Source organism: Gemella sp. 27098_8_92, assembly GCF_041433685.1.
In the GTDB taxonomy this organism is placed as follows: Bacteria; Bacillota; Bacilli; order Staphylococcales; family Gemellaceae; genus Gemella.
On record NZ_JAPWBZ010000007.1, the window covers coordinates 24,992 to 48,844 of the forward strand.

At 31.1% G+C, this 23,853-nt stretch carries 26 protein-coding genes and 1 tRNA gene; 20 read left to right on the top strand and 7 right to left on the bottom strand.

What is annotated here, in order from left to right; translation table 11 throughout:
* Positions 1-36: 36 nt before the first annotated feature.
* The 5 genes from O3802_RS06115 (at position 37) to O3802_RS06135 (ending at position 4,835) form a co-directional block, all read left to right on the top strand.
* Positions 37-747, top strand: a complete 711-nt coding sequence (locus O3802_RS06115; protein ID WP_371458738.1) for an HAD family hydrolase — start codon at positions 37-39, stop codon at positions 745-747.
* Between the two features lie 234 nt (positions 748-981).
* The gene (locus O3802_RS06120; protein ID WP_371458739.1) at positions 982-1,707 is read left to right on the top strand and encodes a rhodanese-like domain-containing protein; all 726 of its coding nucleotides are present in this window, start codon (positions 982-984) and stop codon (positions 1,705-1,707) included.
* Between the two features lie 138 nt (positions 1,708-1,845).
* Positions 1,846-2,697 (top strand): rhodanese-like domain-containing protein, encoded by an 852-nt coding sequence (locus O3802_RS06125; protein ID WP_371458740.1) that lies wholly within the window; start codon positions 1,846-1,848, stop codon positions 2,695-2,697.
* A 47-nt stretch (positions 2,698-2,744) separates the two neighbouring features.
* A complete protein-coding gene (locus tag O3802_RS06130) occupies positions 2,745-4,232 on the top strand; it encodes a TIGR04282 family arsenosugar biosynthesis glycosyltransferase (RefSeq protein WP_371458741.1) in 1,488 nt (495 codons plus the stop codon).
* A 21-nt stretch (positions 4,233-4,253) separates the two neighbouring features.
* A complete protein-coding gene (locus tag O3802_RS06135) occupies positions 4,254-4,835 on the top strand; it encodes a TVP38/TMEM64 family protein (protein WP_314006282.1) in 582 nt (193 codons plus the stop codon).
* Positions 4,836-4,902: 67 nt separating this feature from the next.
* Here O3802_RS06135 and O3802_RS06140 read toward each other — a convergent pair whose 3' ends face one another.
* The gene (locus O3802_RS06140) at positions 4,903-5,592 is read right to left on the bottom strand and encodes a LiaF transmembrane domain-containing protein (RefSeq protein ID WP_371458742.1); all 690 of its coding nucleotides are present in this window, start codon (positions 5,590-5,592) and stop codon (positions 4,903-4,905) included.
* A gap of 6 nt (positions 5,593-5,598) precedes the next feature.
* Positions 5,599-6,051, bottom strand: coding sequence for a LytTR family DNA-binding domain-containing protein (locus O3802_RS06145; protein ID WP_276685542.1), 453 nt, complete (start codon positions 6,049-6,051; stop codon positions 5,599-5,601).
* 183 nt (positions 6,052-6,234) lie between these two features.
* On the opposite strand from O3802_RS06145, the gene O3802_RS06150 reads away from it, so the two are divergent.
* Together O3802_RS06150 and O3802_RS06155 are read left to right on the top strand one after the other, a co-directional pair.
* Positions 6,235-6,331 (top strand) — tRNA-Sec (locus tag O3802_RS06150).
* A gap of 149 nt (positions 6,332-6,480) precedes the next feature.
* A complete protein-coding gene (locus O3802_RS06155; protein WP_371458743.1) occupies positions 6,481-7,092 on the top strand; it encodes a ribonuclease H1 domain-containing protein in 612 nt (203 codons plus the stop codon).
* 90 nt (positions 7,093-7,182) lie between these two features.
* Here the strand turns inward: O3802_RS06155 and tehB are convergent, their stop codons facing one another.
* Positions 7,183-8,025, bottom strand: coding sequence for an SAM-dependent methyltransferase TehB (tehB, locus tag O3802_RS06160; RefSeq protein ID WP_371458744.1), 843 nt, complete (start codon positions 8,023-8,025; stop codon positions 7,183-7,185).
* A 253-nt stretch (positions 8,026-8,278) separates the two neighbouring features.
* On the opposite strand from tehB, the gene O3802_RS06165 reads away from it, so the two are divergent.
* The 13 genes from O3802_RS06165 (at position 8,279) to O3802_RS06225 (ending at position 20,039) form a co-directional block, all read left to right on the top strand.
* The gene (locus tag O3802_RS06165) at positions 8,279-8,737 is read left to right on the top strand and encodes a low molecular weight protein-tyrosine-phosphatase (RefSeq protein ID WP_371458745.1); all 459 of its coding nucleotides are present in this window, start codon (positions 8,279-8,281) and stop codon (positions 8,735-8,737) included.
* A 12-nt stretch (positions 8,738-8,749) separates the two neighbouring features.
* Positions 8,750-9,268 carry a GNAT family N-acetyltransferase gene (locus tag O3802_RS06170; RefSeq protein WP_371458746.1) on the top strand — a complete coding sequence of 173 codons (519 nt, stop codon included), beginning with the start codon at positions 8,750-8,752 and terminating at the stop codon, positions 9,266-9,268.
* 411 nt (positions 9,269-9,679) lie between these two features.
* Positions 9,680-11,002: a CAP domain-containing protein gene (locus tag O3802_RS06175; RefSeq protein ID WP_371458747.1), complete on the top strand. Its 1,323-nt coding sequence runs from the start codon at positions 9,680-9,682 to the stop codon at positions 11,000-11,002.
* Positions 11,003-11,197: 195 nt separating this feature from the next.
* Complete coding sequence (gene selD, locus O3802_RS06180) at positions 11,198-12,172, top strand: selenide, water dikinase SelD (RefSeq protein ID WP_371458784.1); 975 nt, start codon at positions 11,198-11,200, stop codon at positions 12,170-12,172.
* 53 nt (positions 12,173-12,225) lie between these two features.
* Positions 12,226-13,026 (top strand): sulfurtransferase-like selenium metabolism protein YedF, encoded by an 801-nt coding sequence (yedF, locus tag O3802_RS06185; RefSeq protein WP_371458748.1) that lies wholly within the window; start codon positions 12,226-12,228, stop codon positions 13,024-13,026.
* 8 nt (positions 13,027-13,034) lie between these two features.
* Positions 13,035-13,310, top strand: a complete 276-nt coding sequence (locus O3802_RS06190; protein WP_276685530.1) for a putative Se/S carrier protein — start codon at positions 13,035-13,037, stop codon at positions 13,308-13,310.
* Positions 13,311-13,373: 63 nt separating this feature from the next.
* Entirely contained in the window at positions 13,374-15,257 is a 1,884-nt protein-coding gene (selB, locus tag O3802_RS06195) for a selenocysteine-specific translation elongation factor (protein WP_371458749.1), read from the top strand.
* Between the two features lie 58 nt (positions 15,258-15,315).
* Positions 15,316-16,467: an aminotransferase class V-fold PLP-dependent enzyme gene (locus O3802_RS06200; protein WP_371458750.1), complete on the top strand. Its 1,152-nt coding sequence runs from the start codon at positions 15,316-15,318 to the stop codon at positions 16,465-16,467.
* A gap of 13 nt (positions 16,468-16,480) precedes the next feature.
* A complete protein-coding gene (selA, locus tag O3802_RS06205; protein ID WP_371458751.1) occupies positions 16,481-17,863 on the top strand; it encodes an L-seryl-tRNA(Sec) selenium transferase in 1,383 nt (460 codons plus the stop codon).
* A 30-nt stretch (positions 17,864-17,893) separates the two neighbouring features.
* On the top strand, positions 17,894-18,328 hold the full coding sequence (locus tag O3802_RS06210) for a GNAT family N-acetyltransferase (protein WP_371458752.1): 435 nt from the start codon (positions 17,894-17,896) through the stop codon (positions 18,326-18,328).
* A 134-nt stretch (positions 18,329-18,462) separates the two neighbouring features.
* Positions 18,463-19,365, top strand: a complete 903-nt coding sequence (locus O3802_RS06215) for a class I SAM-dependent methyltransferase (RefSeq protein ID WP_371458753.1) — start codon at positions 18,463-18,465, stop codon at positions 19,363-19,365.
* Positions 19,366-19,598: 233 nt separating this feature from the next.
* Entirely contained in the window at positions 19,599-19,772 is a 174-nt protein-coding gene (gene rpsU / locus O3802_RS06220; protein WP_003147339.1) for a 30S ribosomal protein S21, read from the top strand.
* Positions 19,773-19,889: 117 nt separating this feature from the next.
* A complete protein-coding gene (locus O3802_RS06225; RefSeq protein ID WP_276685797.1) occupies positions 19,890-20,039 on the top strand; it encodes a cytochrome C biogenesis protein in 150 nt (49 codons plus the stop codon).
* Between the two features lie 55 nt (positions 20,040-20,094).
* Here O3802_RS06225 and fni read toward each other — a convergent pair whose 3' ends face one another.
* From fni to mvk, 4 genes are read right to left on the bottom strand one after another with little or no spacing between them, the layout of a single operon-like run.
* Positions 20,095-21,042 carry a type 2 isopentenyl-diphosphate Delta-isomerase gene (fni, locus tag O3802_RS06230; protein ID WP_371458754.1) on the bottom strand — a complete coding sequence of 316 codons (948 nt, stop codon included), beginning with the start codon at positions 21,040-21,042 and terminating at the stop codon, positions 20,095-20,097.
* A gap of 29 nt (positions 21,043-21,071) precedes the next feature.
* Positions 21,072-22,058 (bottom strand): GHMP family kinase ATP-binding protein, encoded by a 987-nt coding sequence (locus O3802_RS06235; protein ID WP_371458755.1) that lies wholly within the window; start codon positions 22,056-22,058, stop codon positions 21,072-21,074.
* Entirely contained in the window at positions 22,025-22,936 is a 912-nt protein-coding gene (gene mvaD / locus O3802_RS06240) for a diphosphomevalonate decarboxylase (protein WP_371458756.1), read from the bottom strand. Before mvaD ends, O3802_RS06235 begins: the two co-directional genes overlap by 34 nt.
* The gene (gene mvk, locus O3802_RS06245; RefSeq protein ID WP_371458757.1) at positions 22,918-23,724 is read right to left on the bottom strand and encodes a mevalonate kinase; all 807 of its coding nucleotides are present in this window, start codon (positions 23,722-23,724) and stop codon (positions 22,918-22,920) included. The genes mvaD and mvk overlap by 19 nt, the downstream gene beginning before the upstream one ends.
* Between the last annotated feature and the right edge of the window lie 129 nt (positions 23,725-23,853).

Sequence of the window (23,853 nt, forward strand, 5' to 3'; positions counted from 1 at the left end):
TAAATAAAGCTAATAATTCATTTTTTAGGAGGTGAGATGGTGAAAAAAATAAAAAATTTAATTCTCGATTTAGATAATACATTGTATGACTTTAGTACGGTATGGAAAAAATCTAATAAATTAGTTTTTGAGTACCTTGGATATGATAAGATAACGTCTTATGATGAATTCTTTACAACTTATAAAAGTATAAATAATGAACTTATGAAAGAAATTCATAGAGGGAATCTTAAGTTGATAAATCTTCGTAATGAAAGATTAATTAAGACTATGGAAATATACGGATTGCATTTAACGTTGGAAGATTGCGGTATTTATTATAAAAAGCAGTTTGATTTTATAATAGATTGTATAGAACCGAATGAAGAATTAAATGAGAAGTTAAAAAAATTAAGCAAAAAGTATAAATTAATCCTTTTGAGCAACGGGAAGAGCTATGAACAAAGATTGAAGCTAAAAAAACTTGGTTTAGATGAATTATTTAGCCTGTATATTTCTGAAGAGACGAAAGTAAGTAAACCCAAACCGCAGGCGTTAACGAATATTTTGGATAATGAGAATTTAATTGCAGGTGAAACAATGATGGTAGGTGATTCACTTTTCTACGATATAAAACCAGCTCAAAAATTAGGATTAAAAACTTGTTTAATAGAGAAAAAATGGCACTTTGATGACAAAATACCCCATTATGAAGGATATAAAGTAAAAAATATTAATGAATTTCTTGAACAATTAGAGATGTTATAACATACAAAAATAAAAATTATTTTTCTGATTATAAAGAAAATATTAAAATATTTATGTTGGTAAAAAACTAAACTTACCATGTTAATAAGTTTAGAGTTAATTATTTAATTATATTCCTTGAAAATAAAATTAAAATAATTATTAAGTATTTAAAAAAGTGCTATTGTATGAAACTGTATAATCTGTTATAATGACCATGGAAACAATAACAATATATACAAAGGAGACAATTTTATGAAACAAAGTAAATTGTTAGCTGTAACTATGGCAGCTGTTTTATCATTAACATTAGCGGGGTGCTCATCATCTAAACCTGCAGAAAATAATAGTAATACTCCAGCAGTAAAAGCTATGTCAGGAGAAGATTTAAACAAAATCGAAAAAGATGATAAAGAAAAAGAAAAACACCTTGTAATTGATGTTCGTGCAGAAAACGAATATAAAGAAGGGCATGTTAAACACGCTATCAACATTCCATTAGCTGATATCGAAAAAAATATCGATAGAATCAGTGCTTGGAAAGAAAAATCAGTAATCGTATACTGTAATACTGGTAAGAAAAGTAAAGAAGCTGCTGAAAAATTAGTAAAAGCAGGATTCAAGGATGTAAGTGACGCTAAAGGAGTTAAAGAATATAAAGACTACGAATTAGTTAAATTTACTACATTACTTGCAGACCAATTCCAAGCAGCTATTGATAAAAAAGAAGGTACATTTATCGATGTTCGTGAAGCAAAAGATTTTGAAAAAGGACATGTAGCAGGAGCTAAAAATATTGATGTTAAGAATCTAGATAAAGATCTTGCAGCATTATTACCAGCTGATAAAAACGCACCAGTTTACACTTACTGCTACAGTGGTAACCGTTCAGCTAAAGCTGCTCAAAAAGCTGTAGAATTAGGATATACAAACGTTTATAATGCTTGGGATGGAGCAAAAGAACACGAATACAAATTCTAATAAAAAATTAATAAGTTAGTATCAATTATTAGTAACTAATAGGCCTTTAGGGTATACTAAAAGGACAAGGTGTTAATAAAAGTTTACGTTTCACCTTGTCTTTTATTAAGTAAAGAGGTATGAAGGGAAATAGGTTTAATGAAAAAAAATAAAATTTTAACTGCTAGTATAGCAGCAGTATTATCACTAACATTAGCGGGGTGTTCAGGATCAGCTTATTCAGTAAAAGGCGATGACTTAATGAATATCCAAAAAAATGAACAAGAAAAAGAAAATTATCTTGTTATAGACGTTCGAGATGAAGCAGCTTATAAAGAAGGGCATTTAAAATATGCTATTAATATTCCGGTTGCAAATATCGATAAAAGTATTGAAGGGATAAGCTCATGGCGCGAGAAAAAAGTTGTTGTTTATAGTGATGACAACAATAAATCAAAAGAAGCGCTAGAGAAATTGACAAAACAAGGATTTAAAAATATAAAAATTGCTCAAAATACAAAAGAGTATAAGTATGAATTTGTAAAATATACAGTATTAAATGGAGCTAAGTTCCAAGATGCACTATTAGATCATAATGCTAATAACTTCTTCTTGGATGCACGTGACAAAAAAGACTTTGAAGAACGTCATGCAATGGGTGCTAAAAACGTAGATTCAAAAAATCTAGATAATCTTCATTCTGTTTTACCAGAAGATAAAAACACACCGATATACGTTTATTGTTATACTGGTGATCGTTCATCGGTAATTGCACAAAAACTTATTGATTTAGGGTATAAAAATGTTTTTAATGCATTAGATGGAACAAAAGAACACAATTATAAATTTGAAATAGCAGATTGTTGTAAAGACCCTAGTGAAGTAACAAAAGGTTCAGAAAAATCTCATGAAGGGCATGCTAATCATGATTCTGCTAAAAAAGATGATCATTCAGGACACAATCACGGTTCTGATAAAAAAGATGACCATTCAGGACATAATCATCATTAATTAATGAAAGGAAGGGGGAGCATAGTCTTCCCCTTTTGTAATATTTTATGAAAGAGAAAATTATATTATTTACGCGAGTTCCTAAAGAGGGGACCACGAAAACTCGTCTTTATGACTTTATGTCACCGACAGAAGCTGTTAATATCCAAAAGAAATTGTTGAAGAAAAATTATGACTTATTAGCAGAAACTAATAGAGAACTACTTGTTTGCCATGATGGGAATAGTTCATATGACAAAGGAATGTCAGAACTTATTTCATGCGATAGATTTTATTATCAAAAGGGTGATAACCTAGGCGATAAAATGTATAATGCATTAGAGGAGGTCATCTTGGATAGTAAAGTTATTTTACTTGGTTCTGATATTTTCAACTTGGATAAAGATATAATAGAAGAGGCTTTTGAAAAACTTGAAACACATGATGTTGTTATTAATCCAAGTGAAGATGGGGGGTATTTCTTAATTGGTATGAAGAAGGCTATAAAAGAAGTTTTTGATTTACCGAGTTATGGGGATAGTTCAGTTTTAGAAAATTTAATTAAAGTTTTAGAGAAAAATAATCTTACTTATTATTTAGGTAGAGCTGCTCTTGATATTGATATAAAAGAAGATTTACTTTATGCTGAAACAGGCTATAAAAATATCAAACTATTAGGGGCTGGAGAGTATAATATTAACTTTACATTCGATGAAGATAATATGAAGAAAGTTCTTCGTTTAAATATGAAGAGCCAAATGAACTTGGATAATCAAATAGAATACGAATTTGAGACTTTGGAATTATTAAAAGATAGTGGAGTTACGCCTAAACCATATAAACTTGTGACAACTACCGAGTATTTACCATACAATTATTTGACGATGGAATTTTTAAAAGGTGTCGCATTAGATTATACGAAGGATATGAAGATTGCGAGTTACTTGCTTAGTAAAGTTCACAATACAGCATTTGGTGAGAATAATCTTATTAAAGCGGAGAATCCATTCCAACTTATGTATGACGAGTGCGAGAGCATGGCAAGTAAATATTTAACTTGGGAGAATGCAGACGACAAAGTTTCGCAATATATTAAAGATTTTTTAAGAATTTGTAAAGAGCTTATTCCAGCGGAGTACAAAATAAAAAATCCATGTATTATTAATACAGAGCTTAATTCTGGTAACTTTTTGATTGGAAATAGCAAGGAAGATAGTTATATTATTGATTGGGAAAAAGCTTTAATAGGAGAGTGCGAGCAGGACCTTGCACACTTTTTAGCACCGACAACGACGTTTTGGAAAACAGATATAGTTTTAACACCAAAAGAGATTGATGATTTCTTACAAGATTATAGCCAATATCGCAACTATGATTGTGCTCGCTTTGATAGATATTTGATTTTTAATTGTTTACGAGGCGTAACTTGGTGTTCGATGGCTTACAGAGAATATAGTGAAAGTACAAAGCTGTTGACAGATGAGTTTACTTTCAAGAAAATTTCATCTTATATTAGTTATGAATTTTTAGAAAAGATTTCAAAGTATTTTAATTAGAAAGTATAAAAGGAGAATATTATGACGGAGTTTATACAAAGTTTTGGTGTTGTTGCACCAATTGTCTATGTGTTGATGTTTGCGATACTGCCGGTGTTTTTCTTTCCAGTCCCAATTTTGGCTGTAGCTGGAGGACTTGCATTTGGATTTGTAGAAGGTAGCTTGTTAACATTTTTAGGAGCATCTATAAATTGTTATATAATGTTTGTTATCTCAAGACGTTTTGGGCGTGATTGGGTTCGTAATTACTTAGCGAGAAAGATGAAGCCAGAACAACATGCACGTATTTTTGGAGTGAGTGATGAAAAGTTAATGGTGAGTTTAGTTATATTACGACTTATTCCTTTAGTTCCATATAATATGATAAACTATGGATATGGACTTACTAATATAAGTTTAACAAAATATATGATAGCGAGTGTACTAGGTATTGTCCCAGGAACGATTGTTTTCTTAAACTTTGGGGCAACTAGTTCTAACGTTTTTAGTAAAGAATTTTTAATCGCTTCATTACTAGTGATACTATTAACTGTAGGTTCAATCTACTTATCAAAACTAGTGGAAAAAAGAGAACAACAGAAAAAATCTCAAGAACAAGAATAGAAAAACCTCTTTAAGACGTTTAATTTTATGTCTTAAAGAGATTTTTTTATGTTTAACCGTTAATTTATTATATATAAATTATACTTACTTCAGCAAAAGTAGCATTTCCAGTTAAAATTATTTTAACATCATTAGTATTTGGAGTAGCAAATGGAGTATTAACTTCTCCAAGAATCGAAGAGATTCTATTCTCGACAGACCATTCTTTAGGAACGAATATTTTTACATCTCCAAATGTTGCTGTAATGCTTATATGAACATCTTTGATAGAATAAGTATCTAATTTTTCAAAGTAAATATTTGTGCTACCAAATGTTGTAGTTGATCTGAAATAATCTAGTTCGTTAATATTGATATAGCGGACATTTTCACCAAAAGTAACGTTAGAATAATCCTGAGTTTCTGTTTTTTTAGTATATCCACGGAATCTATCTTTTTTACGTTGGAAGCTATATTTTAACTTTTTAGGAAATAGCATTGATATACCTATGCTAAGAAGAATAGCAATCCAAATTACTTTTCCAGTAGATATAGCTGCAAAATGGAAGTGTTTGTTATAAATAATAAATAGTAGTGCAGCTGGTAACATAGTTCCAAAAACATCAAAATCAGTTAACCCTCTTACAATAAAATACCCTAAAATAATAGTTCCTAAAGTTAGAAATATAGTTCCTGATGGAAAGAAGTTTAATTCGCCAAATGCGATTGATATTGCAAAAATAATAAATAGTAAACCTATTAGACTTTTTCTTCTCATAAGTTTTTACCTCATTTCTTTTAATTTTTCTTTAACAATTTTGTAATAATGTCTTGATATGTGAACAGTTTTTTTGCTTTTTGAAAAAGATGCGGTACTCGCTCCTGAAAAAGATTTTTCAAGCGAGTAAATTGCTCGAAGATTTATTATTGCAGATTTAGAAACTCGACAATAATAAAATGGGATTATACTTTCTAATTCATAAAGTTTGTATTTCACTTCGTAAAAATTATCATAAGAGTGTGCATAAACTTTATTATCATCGGTTTCGAAAAATAAAATATCACTAAGGGGAATAAAATATTCTGTGTCATCTTTATAAAAAATAATTTTTTGGGTACTTGCAAGAGTTTTTTCCACTAAATCTTTTATCGCAATAACATCATTACTTAACTCAGGAGATTTTATAACAACTTCTATATCCGTAATATTTGAATCAAGTTTAATATTAATTTTCATATTGTCTCCTTTCTTTATTCTTATATGTATATCATACTACATATTTGAAAGAAAATTAATAGTTTTTCAGTAAGTGGTAAAGAAGATAAGGTAAGTGGAGAGAAAGTAGTATTAAGATGGTTTGCTTTCTACGGTAAGCTATTGCTTTTTTATATATTTTATTGTATAATAAGTCTTGTTCATGGGAGTGGATGAGTTCTGGTGTGCTCTCTAGTCTTCAAAACTAGTATGAGGGGTTAAGAGCCTCTTGGGTGGGTTCGATTCCCACACATTCCCGCCAGTCTTTATAATTATAGATGGAGTCGGTGCAACGCATCGATTTTTTTTATTATATAGTGATATTATTTAAAATTATATAATTGTTAATAGAAAATAATCGTTTGTAAGAGAGTGAAGTAGAGTGTATAGTAGAATCTTAGGAGGATTATTATGGCGAAATTTTATGCAGTGAAAAATGGAAGAAAAGTAGGGATTTTCTCAACATGGGAAGAATGTCAAAAGCAAGTGGTAGGTTTTAAAGGTGCTATATACAAAAGTTTTAAAACAAAAGAAGAAGCAGAAGCATATTTGAATGAACGTGAAATTATCAGCGAAAAACTAGAGAAAGTCGAAGGAGTTTATGCCTATATAGATGGTAGTTATGATAGGATAAATGGCATTTATGGTTCTGGTGTTGTTATTGTTGATGGAGATCAACATTATGAATATAAGCATGCTGGCAATAAAGGAGAATATGCTGAATTACACAACGTAGCTGGTGAACTAGAAGCAGCAAAATTTGTTATGTGGTATGCAGTTGACAAAAAAATTTCAGAAATAACATTATTCTATGATTACCAAGGTATAGAATCATGGGCAACGGGTAAATGGAAAACAAATCTTGATTATACCAAAAATTATAAGGAATTTGCTGATAAAGTATCAACTAGGGTAAAAGTTAATTTTGTAAAAGTCAAGGCTCACACGGGTGTGGAATTAAATGAACGTGTTGATAAATTAGCAAAAGAAGCTATCACTGAATTTAAGAAGAACAAGATGTAAAGTTAGTTTGAAATAATAAAAGGAGAAACTTCAAAGGTAAATATAAACCTTTGAAGTTTTTTAAAAAAATATAGAGTTGATGTACAATAATTAATTTTCAATCTTTTTTGCTAAGAGCACTACATAAGGATATGAAGAATTTTTTGTTGGTTTTGGGTATTCTTCATATTTTATGATTTCCCAGCCGTTATAGTATTCTAGTAATTCATTTTTTATAAATGTAAATGGAAATGGTACTGCCGGAATATCTATAGTATTTAGTGCACTAACAATAAGGTTATAGCCACCAATATTAGTCTGTTTTTGCATATTGCGAATAACGCTAGAGATACGTGTGGGATTAATATACATAAAAACATCTGTGGCCACAATAAAGTCATAAGTATCCTTTATATTTGCTTCATTTATTTCATGTTTAAAGATATTTAAGTTTAGTTTTTCTTTTACAGAGATATCGACTAAATCTTGTAAAAATTTAGCATTAGTATCAACAGCAGAAATCTGGAAACCAAGTGAAGCAAGAAATAGAGAGTTTCGCCCTTGGCCAGCCCCTAAGTCTAAAACCTTGCATGGAGATAGATAGTTCATTGCATTAACAACTTCGGGGTGAGCAGCGCCTAAGTCATATTTATAGAAGAAGTAATCTTGAACTTCGCAATAAAACTCAATATGAAACTGTAAATCTGTTGAAGTTGGACTTATACGGAAAATACTCTCTGGCTCAATAAATCCAATATCAGTTTTTTTGTTATAATTAAATTCTTTTATACTTTGAAGATGATTATCAAGGAAAGCAAATTTTATTTTCCCTTTTATAATTATTAGTTTAGTCCAAACTCCGCTTTTAGTATAAAATCCTTCCCGATACTCTCTTGGTAATGAAAGAGCAGTAAGGGTAGATGTACGCTTAAAACAAAGAAGATTATGTTCCATGTGCTGCTCCTTACTAAATGATACTTTTTAATATATTATATCATGGGGGATAATTAAATAAAAATGATATCCGAAGAAAATAGAGAAATTAGAGCTATTTTTAAAAATAATTAAAATATAAATATAATCAATACTTTTTTGAATAATACCTTTATTATGAAATATATAAAAGGGCAGGCTTATTAAAGAATATTTTTTAGTTTTAAAATAGATATGATATAATTATATAAGTATATGAAGAAGAGGTAATATTATGGTAAAAGTACTATTTGTTTGTTTAGGGAATATCTGTCGTTCTCCTATGGCTGAAGCGGTATTTCGTAATATGGTAGAAAAAGAAAATTTGAGTGATAGAATAGAAATAGATTCGGCAGCAACATCATCGTGGGAGCACGGGAATCCTGTTCATCACGGAACTCGTGAAAAATTAGCGGAAGTTGGTATAAGTGTTGAGGGGATGTATTCACGACCTTTAAATGATGATGACCTTATAGCTGATTATATTGTTGGAATGGATGATAGTAATATTGATAATATTAAAAGATTTATTCGTGGTAGACAAGCTGGAGAGGTAAGAAAACTTTTAGAGTATGCTGGTCGTAATCATATTATAGATGACCCTTGGTATACAGGTAATTTTGAGGCAACGTACCGCGATGTAGTGCAAGGATGTGCGGCTTTATTAGAAAAGATAAAAAAAGAAAATTTATAGTAGGAGGTTGTTATGCTAGTAAGAGATGTAAACTTAGAAGATGCTGATAGAATAGTTGAAATATACCGCCCCTATGTAGAAGCTACAGCAATAACTTTTGATTATGAAGTTCCAAGTGTAGAATTTTTTGAAGAAAAGATTAGTAATACACTTCAAAAATATCCATTTCTGGTAGCAGAAAAAGATGGAGTAGTTTTGGGTTATGCCTATGCTGGAGAATTTTATCCCAAAGCAGCTTATGCCTGGACAACAGAGATCACAATCTATCTGGATAAACAAGCGCGAGGAGAAGGGGTTGGAGATGAATTGTATAGTGAACTTGAAAAAAGATTATACGATAAAGGGATTTGTCGAATAACCTCTTGTATTTCGTATCCAGATGAGGGAAGTGTGTCATTTCATGAAAAACATGGCTTTAGGAAGGTGGCTCATTTTGAAAATGTAGGCTATAAATTTAATCGTTGGTATGATGTGGTTTGGTATCAAAAAGATATAAGAGATGATAATGATATACCTGAATATATTGTATAAAAAGAATAATTAATTATTAATAAGACTAGTAGTATTCTACAATAGATGTTGTTATACTACTAGTCTTATTTTCTAGCTAAAAAATATAAAAAAGAGCCGAGCACATTTGTCTCGGCCTTTTATAGAAAAGGAAAGTTTATGAAGTTTATAACTATTTACTAGTTATATAAACATTATAAAAACCAAACCTTAAATATACTTAAAATTTATCTTTAGAGATAAATGATATCGACTTTTTTACTAATTGGTAAACAAATTGTTATTTTTTAAAAGAAATATTTCAACAGTGTTACAACATTGAATTTGCATTACAAATTGGAAAATCTATTGAAGTTTGTAACTTAGGGGGAGTATAATATAGGAGACTGTTAAAAGTTTAAAATTAATAAATTAATGAAGGAGAATAATTTGATGAAAAAACAAGGATTAAAGATAACGAGTAAAGTGTTAACAGGTTTAGTATTGTTGGCAGGAGTAACGGCAATGCCAACAAATGCACTAGATATAAATAGTGCAGCAATGGATGTAAATGTTAAAGATGTAAACGTAAGTGTGTATGAAAAAAATGGTCATTATTATGCACGTTTAACATCTGAAAAAGAAGTAGCAAACGTTGTAACGCGTATTGTTGTTGAAGAAAGCAAAGCTGAATTTGTTATCAAAAGGGATATAATAAAACCTGGAGAAGCGATAGAAGTAGAGTTAGATTTAAAATCTAAAACATCTACTAAAAAATTACCACATACAGCAGTAGAAAGAAAAACTATTAATACTACAGTAGAAGCTGGTGGGTATAAATTCAAAATTTCAGTACGTTATGAAATAGCTACACCAGAAGTTAAAGCTCAACAAAATGAAAATAAACAAGCTATTAACGAAAATAAACCATCTGCTAATGTAGATAACGCGGCTAGTGGAAAAGAAGAACAACCAAAAACAGAACCAAAAGAAACAGAAAAACCTGCTGAAGCTCCAAAACCAGAAACACCAGCAGTACCAAAAGAAAACACAGTGCCAAAACCAGAAACAGGTAACGCACAACCTTCTAATAAACCAGCAGGGGCAGAAACATTATTAAATACGCCAGCAGCTACACCAAAAGCTCCAACAGTTATGGATAATGTAACGCCAGCGGCACCTAAAGTAACAAACACTGAGAAAAAACAAGAAGCTCCAAAACAAGCAGCGCAACCAGCAGCTACACCAAAAGCAGCAGCACCAGCGCCACAAGCGATAACTCGTGAGGAGCAAATTAGACAAGCATATATCAGTAAAGTAAATGCTTTACGAGCAATGAATGGTTTAAGCGTATTAAAAGAAAATGCAGCTTTAAATGCAGGAACAAAAGCACGTTCTGTTACAGTATTACAAGGTGCATTTAATGCAGGAATTCATGGACCAGGAGGTTCATATGAAAAAGCAGCAGCAGCACAAGCTGGATATGCGGGAGCACAACATATCCTTTATAATGTAGCTATTAATACAGATAGTGGAACTCCAGATCAAGTAGCACAAAGACTATTAGATACTTTGTACCATGAAATAGGAAATGTAACAACAGCATATCCTTATGGTCACAGAAATACATTATTAGCAAAATCAGCTACTGAAATTGGTGTAGGGGTAACTATTTCTGGAGGAAGAGTAGCATTAGTACACCACCAAAATAACAGTGGAGCATTCCAAGGAACAACTCCTATTCCATCAGTTTACTTGGATGGAAAAAGATACTAAAATATAAGATATTAATTAAGAAGAAAACTTAGGTGAATTCTCACTTAAGTTTTCTTTTTCTTTTATATTAAAAAACTAAATAATACTTTTAAAAATCAATATAAGGTAGTATAATTATATTATATAATAGTACAGGAGGTAAGCATGGCAGAAAAGAAAATGAATATGATTGTTTGTGGAGGTTGAAACTCTAAAATAGGGCCGGGTGCTCTATCAGATATATTAAAAGATCTTCCAAAGAAATATGATGAAAACTTAATAGTAGGATATGAATCATCAGATGATGCAGCAGTTTATAAGATTTCTGATGATAAGGCTATAATCCAGACGTTGGACTTCTTCACAACAATGATAAATGATCCTTACCTTTTTGGCCAAATAGCGGCAACAAATGCATTAAGCGATGTGTGGGCTATGGGTGGTGATGTAATTTCTGCATTAAATATTGTAGCTTTTCCAGAAAATATGGATTTAGAGATTTTACACCAAATATTAAAAGGTGGAGCAGAAAAAGTTCATGAAGCTGGAGGGGTTCTTGCTGGAGGACATTCTATCCATGATGCGACTCCGAAATATGGGTTATCTGTAACGGGAGTAGTGCATCCGGATAAAATCTTACAAAATAATAATTGTAAACCAGGAGACATGCTTATCGTTACTAAACCACTGGGAATTAGTATTATTAATACAGCTCATATGGTAAAAGAATGTTCAGAAGAAGCATTCGCGCAAAGTGTTAAACAAATGACTACTTTGAATAAATATGCTGCTGATATGATGAAAGGATTTAATGTTAATAGCTGTACAGATATTACAGGCTTCGGTTTTTTAGGACATCTTGTAGAAATGTTAGATGGTAAGTATTCTGCAGTGATTAATATTAAAGATATTCCTTATATAGAAGAAGCATATAAATGTGCAAATGAATTTGTTATTACAGCGGGAGGCCAATTAAATAGAACATATGTAGAGCCTAATGTTGATTATCAGGTAAAAGACTTTGCATTGGAAGAGATAATGTATGATCCACAAACTTCAGGAGGTCTATTAATATCTATTCCTGAAGAAGAAGCTCAGCAACTTTTAGAAAATCTAAACACTTTAGAAATAAAGAGTGCAATCGTAGGAAGAGTTATTGAAAAACAAGAAAAAGCAGTAATAGTAAAATAAATTTAAAAAATACAGAAGTAGAAAGTACTACAATAAAAAGGAGATATTCAAATATGAAAAAAGAAAAATTAAATGCTCAAGGGTTAGCATGTCCACTACCAGTTATCCAAACTAAAAAACTATTATTAGAAAATGATGTAGTTGAAACTACAGTTGATAATTTTATAGCGACTCAAAACTTGGGAAAAATGGCGAATCAATTAGGGTACAACTTTAAAATGGTAGAAGAAGCGAAGGATAAATATATTGTTACTATATCAAAAGGGGAAGTAACAGAAGGTGTCGTAATAGATACTCTTTGTGATAAATGTGTTGTTCCAGTAACTCAAGCAAAAAGAACTTTAGAAGAAGAGCCAAAAGTAACTTTATTGGTAAGACTTCAAGAACATGTGGATAGCTTAGAAAAATTTGCAGAAAAGAATAATCACGAAATTAAAGTATCAACTATAGAAGAAGGATTTAAAGTAGAGATTACGCGTAAAGAAGTAGCAACACAAGAAGAATTGCCAGTAGTTAAAGATGAGAGCTACATAGTTGTTATTAATAAAAGTCAAATGGGACATGGTAGTGAAGAATTAGGGAAGCGTTTAATTAAAGGGTATTTATATGCACTTACAGAACAAGAAGTACTACCTAAAAAAATTATTTTCTACAACAGTGGAGGTCTATTAGTAGATAAAGAGAGAAGTCATGTTCTTGATGAACTAAGAGAATTAGAAAATAATGGTGTAGAAATTGTTTGCTGTGGTGCGTGTATAGATTATAACAAGATAGACCTAGCTGTAGGTAATCCAACAAACATGTACTTTATTGTAGAAGACATGAGAAAAGCAAATAGAGTAATTCAGCCGTAGGAGGAAGTATGATAGAAGAGGGATTAGTGGTTTTTAATAGCACACATGATGCGATAAAAGCGGATGATATTTGCGCTACAAAGGATTTAGGGGCATCATTAATTCCGACACATCCATCTATAAGTGCTGGATGCGGATTTATGCTAAAGGTAGCATGGGAAAAGTTTGATGGAGTTGTGAGAGTATTAATAACTGAGAAAATTGAATACAAAGGCCTGTACTATTCAAAAAAAGCAGGAATAAAAAGGGTAGTAACAGAATTGAAAGACTATCAAATAAAATAAATTTTTAAGAGTAGAGATAAAAGTAAATATAGTCTCTACTTTTAATATAAAAGGTGGAATTAGATGAATAATAACGTAATTATTGGAACTGCAGGTCATATTGACCACGGGAAAACAACGTTAATAAAAGCATTGAGTGGTATTGAAACAGATACAACACAAGAAGAAAAAGAACGTGGGATGTCTATAAACCTTGGGTTCGCATATTTTGACCTACCAAGTGGGAAAAGATGCGGAGTGGTAGATGTTCCAGGACATGAAAGATTTATAAAAAATATGTTGGCAGGAGTTAGTGGAATTAACTTAGTATTACTTTTGGTCGATTCACGCGAAGGTATAATGCCGCAAACAAAAGAACATTTCGATATTCTAACACTTCTTGGTATAGAAAACTATATTATTGTTATGACAAAAATAGATTTAGTTGAAGAAGAATATCGCGAGCTGGTAAAAGAAGATATTCGTGCGTTTACAGCAGGTACTCCTCTTGAGGACGCACCGATTATAGAGGTGGATTCAATTAGCAAAAAAGGGTTGGATACTTTATTAGAAACTATTGATAAAAAAACAGAAGATATTCAAGCAAGAAATATTGAAAAAAATGCACGCCTTAATGTCGACCGTGCGTTTCAAGTAAAAGGTTTTGGGACAGTAGTAACAGGGACTTTAACAGAAGGTGTAATAAATGTTGGAGATGAATTAGTCATTTATCCAAAAGAGATAAAAACTAAAGTAAGAAATATCCAAGTTCATGCTCAAGATGTAACACAAGCGACAGCGGGTCAAAGAACAGCTATAAACCTTGCTAATATCAAGTTTGATGATATTAAACGTGGAGATACATTAGCAACAGCGGGAAGTTTAACAAAAACATATATGATTGATACTGAAATTAAACTTATAAATGATGAAAGTGCTAATTTGGAGCTTTGGGATAGAGTGCGCGTTTATATAGGAACTGAAGAAATTATGGCTCGTGTAGTACCTCTTGGAGCAGAAGAATTAGCAGCCGGGGGTAATGGGTTTGCTCAACTTCGTTTAGAAGAAGAAATAGCTGTGAAAAATTATGATAAATTTATTATTAGAACGTACTCGCCGATGATTACTATTGGTGGAGGGGTTATCTTAGATGCTAATCCTAAAAAACATAGTCGATTTAATGAAGAAATTTTAGAAAAATTAAAAGTTCAGTTAGAAGGAAATTCTAGTGATTTAATAGCTAATTATCTATTATCTCACCAAGATTATTTAGTGGCTAAAGACAACATAGTAAAAGAGTTGCAACTTCCAGTAAATGAGGTTGAAGCTGATATAGCGCAGTTATTAGAAGAGGGACTTATTTATCAAACAAAAATAGGCTATATTCACAAGAAAAAATATGAAGAAATCTTAGAAAAATTGAAAAAACTTTTAATCGACTACCATAAACGTTATAAATTAAAAGTAGGAATACCGAAAATTGAAGTTATTTCTAAATTTAAATTATCTCAAAAAGAAGTTTTAGAGATGATAGATTTGTTTATAAAAAATAATGAAGTACGTCTAGAAGGAAATCTAGTTGCAGAAAAAGATTTTGTAGTAAATTATGATAAAAAACAACTGGCAGAAAAAGCACGTATTGAACGTGAATTACTTCAAGGAGGATTCACGCCGCCAACTATAAAAGATTTAACAAATGGAGTAAAAGCAAGTGTTGAATTATTAGATTCATTAGTAGATAATACAATAATTCGATTAGACGCTGATTTAGTACTACATAAAGATATGTTAGATCAAGCAATAAAGAAAGTGGAAGAACATTTTTCAACTAATGACAAGATGGCCCTTGCAGAGTTCCGTGATATGACGGGCTCAAGTAGAAAATATTCAATGGCGATTTTAGAATATATCGACAAATTGGGAGTAACACGTCGAGTAGAAAATTACAGAGTTTTAGCAAAAAAATAAAGAAGGGAGCAGGTTGGAATAATAAATAAAATTATTTTAACTAAAGTACGGAAAAGGTATGAGTTATTATTTTGATTATGGTGCAACATCATTAAAAAAACCAAAAGAAGTTGCTGATAAAGTTTACGAAGTATTATCTTCTGGGAAGTATGCCAATGCTTCAAGAGGAAGTTACTATGAAGCGAACAACGCCTTTCGTGAAGTCTATGAAGCACGTAAAGCAGTAGCGGACTTTTTTGGATTAAAAGAAGAAGATAGAATGGTTTTTACCTCTAATTCAACAGAAAGTTTAAATATTGCAATCTTCGGTTTATTGAATAAAGAAGATCATGTTGTGACAACATCTATGGAGCATAATTCAGTTTTAAGACCAATTTATTTAGCTCATGAAACTATTGGGTGTAACTATACGATAGTACGCGGTGATAAAACAGGTATGATAAGCTATGAAGACTTAGAAGCGGCTATTAGACCTAATACTAAGATGCTTGCTATTACGCATAGTTCTAACGTAACAGGAAATGTTATCGACCTGGAAAAAGTAGCGACGATTTGCAAAAAACATAATATTATTTCGGTTGTAGATGTTTCGCAAACAGCGGGAGTAATACCGATAAATATGGAAGAGTTGGGCATTGATGTATTGTGTTTTACAGGACATAAAAGTCTTTACGGACCACAAGGTATTGGTGGACTTTGCATAAGATTGAAAGAACCAGAAATTCGTCGTTATAAAGTTGGAGGTAGTGGTGTTCGTACTTTTGACAAAGAACATCCTGGAGAATATCCATTACGTTTAGAAGCAGGAACTCTAAATACAGTGGGAATCTTAGGATTGCATGAGGGAATAAAATATATAAACAAAAAAGGTATTAACAATCTTTACAAAAAACAAATAGGTTTTGCCGATAGATTTTATAATGAGTTAAAAGACCTTGATTGTTTAGAATTTTATGGAGATTTTACAAAAGAAAGAACAGCAGTTGTTGCGATGAATTTCAAAGATATTCCTGCCGCTGATGTAGCTGATGTACTTTCAGAACAATATAACATAGCGATACGACCAGGGGCGCATTGTGCACCATTAATGCATGAAGCACTAGGGACTAAAGATCAAGGAATAGTTAGATTTTCATTTTCTAGTATGAATACAGAAGAAGAAGTCGACTATGCTATAAATGCGGTTAAGAGCATAGCAAAAGAACTATAAAAGGAGAGACACTATGTCAAAACACTTACTTTCACAAATACCAGCAATAAATAAGATATTGTTATTAGATGAAATAAAAGAACTAATGAATACTTATACAGAAGTAGCGATAAAATCAGCAATAAAACAATATATTGAAGAAATTAAACAAGCTATTTTGAATGAAGAATTATCAGAAGTGCCAAGCCTTAGTAAAATAGTAGGAGAAGTAGCAAGAATAGTAGAAAAAGAAGATAAAAATTCACTGCGTAGGGTGATAAATGCAACTGGAACAATACTACACACAAATTTAGGACGAAGCTTATTAAGTGAAAAAATAAAGGAAAATATAGAAAGTGTTGCTTTTAATTACTCAAATCTTGAATTTGATATTGATAATAAAAAACGTGGTAGTCGTTATGTTCACCTGATAGATATTATTAAAAAATTAACAGGCGCAGAGGATGTTCTTGTTGTTAATAATAACGCGGCAGCAGTTTTATTAACATTGAACACTTTAGTAAAAGATCAAGAAATTATTGTATCACGTGGAGAATTGGTAGAAATAGGTGGGGCATTCAGAATTCCTGAGATAATCAAACTTAGTGGAGGAGTACCGGTAGAAGTGGGTACAACAAATAAAACGCATTTGAAAGATTATGAGAATGCAATTACTGAAGAAACAGGTGCTTTACTTAAAGTTCACACAAGTAATTACAAAATTTTAGGGTTTACTGAGAGCGTATCTAATGAAGAAATTTCATATTTAGCACGTGAGAATGAATTAGTTTCGATTAATGACTTGGGAAGTGGACAATTTGTTGATTTTTCAAAATTTGGCTTACCATATGAACCAACGGTAAAAGAAATATTAGATAGTGGTATCGATATTGTAACATTTAGTGGAGACAAGCTACTAGGTGGACCGCAAGCAGGAATAATTGTTGGTAAGAAAAAATATATAGAAAAAATGAAAAAAAACCAACTTACTCGTGCATTGCGTGTAGATAAAATGACTCTAGCTTCACTAGAAGCGACATTAAAACTATACCTAGATGAAAAAGATGCTTTAGAACACATACCAACATTACATATGATTTCTTTATCTAAAGAACGTTTATTTGGGAAAGCAGATGTCCTAAAAACAAAATTGAGTGATCTTGATTTTGATATTAGGATAGAAGAAGATAAAGCAGAAGTAGGAGGAGGAAGTTATCCAGCTAGTTATCTTGAAAGTGTTGCTGTAAAACTTACTCATAGAAAACTTCATGCAACAGAAATAGAGCGAAAACTATTAGAAGTAGAGATTCCTATTATTACACGTATTAAAGATAATAGCATTATTCTTGATATGCGTACATTACGCACAAGAGAATTCGATATAGTAAAAGCTGCTTTAGAAGAAGTAACGAAGTAAGTTTAAAAATTATAGTTTTAGGTAAGTAAAATGCTAAGGAATATTACTATATTAGATGCAAAAGAGATTCAAAAAATAAGTGATTATGAGTTGGGGTATGATGTCAATCTAGACATTGTGAAAAAACAAATAGAAAAATTAACTAAGGATAATAACCATCATATAATAATAGGTTTTGAAAATGAACAAACAAGAAAAATAATAGGGTTTGTCCATGCAGAGTCTTATGAAAGCTTATATATGGAGGCGGGTTTAAATATACTTGCATTAGCAGTAGATTGTAATTTTCAAGGGCAAGGAATAGGAAAAAAACTTATGAGTTCTATAGAAGACTATGCTTTGGAAAATAATATTAGTTTTATCAGACTTAATTCAAATGTTTGCCGTAAAGAAGCACATAAGTTTTACGAAAGTATTAGTTACGTATGTGATAAAACTCAAAAACGATTAATTAAGAAACTATAAAAGGAGAAGGCGGTAGAAATATCGTCTTTTCTTGTAATTGAATACAATGATTAGAATAACTAAAATATTGATTATTCATTTATTCGTGATATAATAAATAAGTATTTGAATAAACTATCCAAATAGGAGGTACCATGTCAGATTTAGAAAAATTATTTTTTAAAATAGATAAGCAGGTAGAAGAGACTAAAGGGCAAGGTTTATATTTTGAAGCTTTGACAAAGTATTTAACATTAGAAAATGATAAAGATTATTTTGATATTGTTGATAACTATGATAAAGAGACAATAAGAAAAGTTTACCAATTCTTGCTACTAAAAGCGTTGAAGGAACTAAATAATCCAAGTTATGATATTACACCAGAAGTGATAACGATGTATGTGAGTCATTTAATTGAATGTATTTATGGGGAAGAGAAGATTTCTATCGCTGATTTTGCTAGTGGTAGTGGTAGTTTTCTAATTAATATTGCAGCTTTAGTTAAAGGTGAAAAAGATTTTACATCTGTTGATGTTGATAGCAATTATGTAAAATTACAGCAAAATATTTTTAATCTATTAGAAGTTCCTGCAGAAATTATTAACCAAGACGTCTTAAAACCTCTAAATATCAAAAAACAAGATGTTATTATTAGTGATGTGCCATTTGGTTATTATGCAGATGAGGATAACAGCTTAAATTATAAACTATGTAGTAGTGAAGGATATAGTATTAATGCTTTATTATTCATTGAACAAGTGGCAAATTACTTAACAGAAGATGGTGTAGGAATGTTAGTTGTTCCGAAACAAATTTTGGAATTAGAAGATAATTTTAAAAAGTTTTTAGAAGAAGATATTAATCTAAATGCGGTTATTACACTACCGGAGGAAATGTTTAAAAATTCTTCACAGGCTAAAGCTCTTATTTTAATAACTAGAAAAGGGCAGAAAAAATTACCTAGTCAAGTCTTTTTAGCGGAAGTTCCAAGTTATCAAAATAAAACAGGTTATGCGAGTTTTATTGAGGAATTCAACAGCTGGCTAGAAAGTAAGTAATCAAGTATAAAATAATGAATTTAAAGCGAAGATATAGCCTAATAAAAAAACATTGGAAAATTAGTAAATTAACTTTGTTTAAGGTTGACAACGTCGCAATAATATAATACAATATTTAAGTGGATTGCTCATAGAGCAGTTTTTACTAATTAAATGTTTTGTATTTATTTTGTATTTAAGCATTTGATTACATTTAAATTAGATTTCGTAATATCGGAGGGAGGGAAAATCCAATGTCAAAAACTGTAGTTCGTAAAAATGAATCACTAGAAGATGCACTACGTCGTTTTAAACGTGCTGTTTCTAAAAACGGAACTATCCAAGAAGTTCGTAAACGTGAGTTTTATGAAAAACCAAGCGTTCGTCGTAAGAAAAAATCTGAAGCGGCTAGAAAACGTAAATATTAATAATTGTTAAAATATATACCATTTATTAATAAAATCTAAAATTTTCCCTCTTTTAGATTTATTTAAGACAAAACCTCATCTTCGCGATGGGGTTTTTTTATAAAGTTAGGAGAAGGTATGTTTGCAATAATTTGTTTGAATGTTATGCTATTAATTTCTTGTTGGTATTTAATTGCAGAAAATCAAAAGAATAAAACTAAAATTAATAGTTTGGAAGACGATTTAAATAAAGCAATTAAAAGAATAGCATCACTTGAAGAAAAATAAAAACTTATCGAGAAAATTGTGATGTATTAATCACTATTAATCTCGATAAATTTTTTTAATTTATTTTTCTAATTTTTCCATCTAATTCTTGAATAGTTTTAGCATTCATTAAAACCATTAAAAACTTGATTTCTTTCTTCCATTTTTCTATTTCTTCAATTAAGGCTTCTTTTCCATCATTAAGCAAGATATCTAAGAAGATTTTAGAAACACCAACAGCTTTTGCACCTAAAGCCAAACATTTTACAACGTCTAATGGATTACGAATACCACCGCTAGCGATAATATCAATTTTATCACAATATGGATATGCATTTTCAAGACTTTCAGCTGTAGTATAGCCGATATTTTCTAGATATACCGATTTATTATCTCGACGCCCATTTTCTATACGTGCAAAGTTTGTCCCACCCATACCGCTAACATCAACAGCAGCTAGCTTCAAATCAAGTGCAAGTCTTATTGTTGCTTCATTCATACCAAAGCCAGTTTCTTTTAGTATAACAGGAATAGTTGAATTTTTACTAACTTCTTGTAATGTTGTAAACCAAGATTCAAAGTTGTGATCTCCTTCTGGCATAACTATTTCTTGGAGAGGATTAGTATGCATTTGTAGGTAACGAGCATTTGTATCAGTAATAGCTTTTAAGATAAGAGAAGGTTCTTTATCAAGTCCAAGATTAACAGAATAACCTTTTGGATAAGCTTTGGCATCTTCTTCATTTTTTAATGCAGGCGAATAAGATCCTGGGAAAAATTCGATACCAGTGATTTTACTTATTTCAACAAAATCGTTATTTATTTTATTACAGTCTTCTCCTCCAGCGGTAATAGCATTTATAAAAAATGGAAAGTCCCATTTCACACCACAAACTGTAGTTGAAGTATCTATATCAGCTAGTCCAAAACGTGGAATACTGTTGTAGTCTATTGCGTAGTTATCAAGACTAGTTGCGGTTGTTTTGTCTTGAAGAGCTAGACGGATATGATCTTTTTTTCTCATAGTAATCCTTTCTTGATTATCATATATTTTTATAATTTTTCTAAATTCAATATTAAATTAAACTGCGCATCACTTTTATCAAAGCCAAGAACAATATCACCACTACCAGAACCACTTTGTTTTCCAGCAGGATAAGTATCAATATACTTTTTCATTGCGATAGTCTCCATAGGAATATTCGAAAAACTTTCTAGATAGTGCAAGTTATTTCGTAATTGCCTAAAATTTTCGAGTAATTCAGAAGTATTGCCATCAGATAGATTTACTGCTAAATCAGTTACTAAAGAGTTCGACTTTGAAACAAATTTGGAATATTCTTCTTTAAAATTATCTTTGTTTTCTTTCCAAAGTTTCACATGCTCTTTTGTATCAACACTCTCACCGGTCCAACGTGCAAAAATATTTATAGATGCTTTAGGTATCATATTTTTAATTACAAGCCCATCCCAATCAGCGTTAATAATCTCTACAATAGAATGATTTGCTATTAATTCTTTAACAGATGAACTATTAAATTTTTGATAATAAGTAATACCTTTTGTAAGGCTGGCAGCGACATCTCCCATAGAACCACTGATGTTATGAGTAAGATTAAATAGAGTAACTAATTTAAAAATAGTTATATCATCAAAAGCTATCTTTTCAAAATTCAACATTGCTTTTGCGATAGCGACTAGGACCGCCCCAGAAGAGCCTAGTCCGTATTTTTTATCTTCGCCATGTAGCTCGTTGTAAATAGTAAGAGCAAATGTTTTTTTGCTCTGTGTATATTGTTGCAGGAATATAAGAAATTCCTGAATAAGTTTGAAATTATCATTTTTTTCATAAAGTCCTATTGAGATTTTATGAACAGTATCGAAAATTGTAATTTCATTAGCTGGCTCGACAAAAGCGATTATTTTTTTATCTACACTTGTAATAAGTGCTTTTGAATAATCTTCTAAAATTGCATACTCACCTGCAAGATAGAGTTTGCCATAAGCTATTCCATGCACAAAATTATTTTTTTCTGCCATAATTTAGAAATTTCCTCATATATTTTTTCTTGATCTTCTTTTAAATAAAGAACTTTTACGTTAGGTCCTGCATCCATAGTGAAATAGCAGCGATATCCTTTTTCTCGTAAAGTTTTAACAATTTCCATAGCACGATAACTTTCATCAGTTAAGAAAGTAAAGCTTGGTGTTGATGTTGTCGTTGTTGCGTGCATAGCAAGGGCATTAGCTTCTGTTATTGCTCCAATTTTTTCAAAGTCCGCATTTTCTAAGGCTATCTTCATATCGACAAAATCTTCTTTTGCTTTTTCTACCCAAGCATCAAAAGTTGTGGATGTCTGAACACAGCGTTCCATTGCGATACGGCTAGAAATTTTTTTGCGATCTTCGTTAACAACAAGTACCATCATACCGAAATCTAAATCACAGCTAAGTTCTTCTACGCTACCATCTTCTAACCATGCGGCAAGTCGGTAGAAACTACGACATGAAGAACCTGATCCTTCTTTTGAGATTTCTACTAGTTCTTCAGCAGTCTTATTTAACTTAAAATATTCATTACAAGCTAAAACAAGAGCCATAGTTCCACTAGAACTAGACGATAAACCAGCTGCAGTGGGAACAGTGTTATAACTTTTTATACAAATTTTTTCACGTTCAACAGGTGTGAATTTTGCGATGAATTTCGTTATTTTTTCTACTTCTTCTTGACTTTGTTTTTCATCATTAATATAAAACTCATCTTCATCTGTTAAACTATGTTCAATTTTTGTTTTTGATAATAAGTTGTCTAACCTTAATGAAATATTAGGGTTAAAAGGTAAGACTGGATCTTTTGATTTTTTTCCCCAATATTTTACTAAGGCGATATTAGCATAACCTAAACTGTAACTATCCATGACTTATATCCTTTCTTTGCAAGTTCATTTTGAATTTTTTCGGCATTTTCTTTTGTTTTACTTAGAGCAATACAGCAACCACCAGCTCCGCCACCAGTCAGCTTAGCTCCGAGCGCTCCGTTATTTTTACAAATATTAACTACATCATCATTACTTTCATGACTAACACCAAGTTTTTGAAGTAGGTCATGAGCTTTATACATATAAGCTCCTACTATTTCAATTGCTTTTTTCTTTAATGGTTCAATAACTTTTTCAGTAATTTCCCCAAGTTCATCTATGTATGATTTATAGTTTTCAAAATTTTGTTTAATATGTTTTAAAGTTTCCTTAGTAATACCAATGACTCCAGTGTCGATAATAAGTAAATAACTGTCTAGATTGAAGTTTAGAGGTATAGCACCATCTTTTTTAGAAAATAAAAGCGGAGTATCGCTTAAAACTTGATTAACATCAATACCACTAGGATTTCCATGGATAAATTTTTCACATTTATCAGCAATTTCACGTATGTTAGTTAGTTTTTTCGCGCGTGCTATAGCTATGCTAAGGGCAGCAGAAGAACCAAGTCCGCGACCGACGGGAATAGTGCTATTGATATTAATTTCAGTTCGGTCATTAATACCACAAGCTTCTGATATAAATGATATAATTTCATCTCGTTCCTGTATAATATTTGTTTCTTTAAGTTCAACATCAACAGTCATCTGTGGTAAAGGGATAGTAATTCCCTTATAACCATAAACAACAGCGTGTTCTCCAAAAAAAATTGCTTTAGCATGTGTCATAAATTTTATAAACTCCAGTTAAACTCAATGTATATTTTTACAATAATTATATTAAAATAAATTAATATTTAAATACTTCTAAATACTTCTATATGTACAATAATTATACTTTCAGCAGTGAGATTTGTC

Excerpts from the sequence above, each read along its gene's own strand:
- O3802_RS06235 (WP_371458755.1), bottom strand. The coding sequence starts at position 22,058 with ATGGCAGAAAAAAATAATTTTGTGCATGGAATAGCTTATGGCAAACTC.
- mvk (WP_371458757.1), bottom strand. The coding sequence starts at position 23,724 with ATGACACATGCTAAAGCAATTTTTTTTGGAGAACACGCTGTTGTTTAT.
- selA (WP_371458751.1), top strand. The coding sequence starts at position 16,481 with ATGTCAAAACACTTACTTTCACAAATACCAGCAATAAATAAGATATTG.
- fni (WP_371458754.1), bottom strand. The coding sequence starts at position 21,042 with ATGAGAAAAAAAGATCATATCCGTCTAGCTCTTCAAGACAAAACAACC.
- O3802_RS06210 (WP_371458752.1), top strand. The coding sequence starts at position 17,894 with ATGCTAAGGAATATTACTATATTAGATGCAAAAGAGATTCAAAAAATA.
- O3802_RS06115 (WP_371458738.1), top strand. The coding sequence starts at position 37 with ATGGTGAAAAAAATAAAAAATTTAATTCTCGATTTAGATAATACATTG.
- O3802_RS06165 (WP_371458745.1), top strand. The coding sequence starts at position 8,279 with ATGGTAAAAGTACTATTTGTTTGTTTAGGGAATATCTGTCGTTCTCCT.
- tehB (WP_371458744.1), bottom strand. The coding sequence starts at position 8,025 with ATGGAACATAATCTTCTTTGTTTTAAGCGTACATCTACCCTTACTGCT.
- O3802_RS06190 (WP_276685530.1), top strand. The coding sequence starts at position 13,035 with ATGATAGAAGAGGGATTAGTGGTTTTTAATAGCACACATGATGCGATA.
- selB (WP_371458749.1), top strand. The coding sequence starts at position 13,374 with ATGAATAATAACGTAATTATTGGAACTGCAGGTCATATTGACCACGGG.
- O3802_RS06135 (WP_314006282.1), top strand. The coding sequence starts at position 4,254 with ATGACGGAGTTTATACAAAGTTTTGGTGTTGTTGCACCAATTGTCTAT.
- yedF (WP_371458748.1), top strand. The coding sequence starts at position 12,226 with ATGAAAAAAGAAAAATTAAATGCTCAAGGGTTAGCATGTCCACTACCA.
- mvaD (WP_371458756.1), bottom strand. The coding sequence starts at position 22,936 with ATGGATAGTTACAGTTTAGGTTATGCTAATATCGCCTTAGTAAAATAT.
- O3802_RS06215 (WP_371458753.1), top strand. The coding sequence starts at position 18,463 with ATGTCAGATTTAGAAAAATTATTTTTTAAAATAGATAAGCAGGTAGAA.
- O3802_RS06120 (WP_371458739.1), top strand. The coding sequence starts at position 982 with ATGAAACAAAGTAAATTGTTAGCTGTAACTATGGCAGCTGTTTTATCA.
- O3802_RS06175 (WP_371458747.1), top strand. The coding sequence starts at position 9,680 with ATGAAAAAACAAGGATTAAAGATAACGAGTAAAGTGTTAACAGGTTTA.
- O3802_RS06170 (WP_371458746.1), top strand. The coding sequence starts at position 8,750 with ATGCTAGTAAGAGATGTAAACTTAGAAGATGCTGATAGAATAGTTGAA.
- O3802_RS06125 (WP_371458740.1), top strand. The coding sequence starts at position 1,846 with ATGAAAAAAAATAAAATTTTAACTGCTAGTATAGCAGCAGTATTATCA.
- O3802_RS06140 (WP_371458742.1), bottom strand. The coding sequence starts at position 5,592 with ATGAGAAGAAAAAGTCTAATAGGTTTACTATTTATTATTTTTGCAATA.
- rpsU (WP_003147339.1), top strand. The coding sequence starts at position 19,599 with ATGTCAAAAACTGTAGTTCGTAAAAATGAATCACTAGAAGATGCACTA.
- O3802_RS06200 (WP_371458750.1), top strand. The coding sequence starts at position 15,316 with ATGAGTTATTATTTTGATTATGGTGCAACATCATTAAAAAAACCAAAA.
- O3802_RS06155 (WP_371458743.1), top strand. The coding sequence starts at position 6,481 with ATGGCGAAATTTTATGCAGTGAAAAATGGAAGAAAAGTAGGGATTTTC.
- O3802_RS06225 (WP_276685797.1), top strand. The coding sequence starts at position 19,890 with ATGTTTGCAATAATTTGTTTGAATGTTATGCTATTAATTTCTTGTTGG.
- O3802_RS06145 (WP_276685542.1), bottom strand. The coding sequence starts at position 6,051 with ATGAAAATTAATATTAAACTTGATTCAAATATTACGGATATAGAAGTT.
- O3802_RS06130 (WP_371458741.1), top strand. The coding sequence starts at position 2,745 with ATGAAAGAGAAAATTATATTATTTACGCGAGTTCCTAAAGAGGGGACC.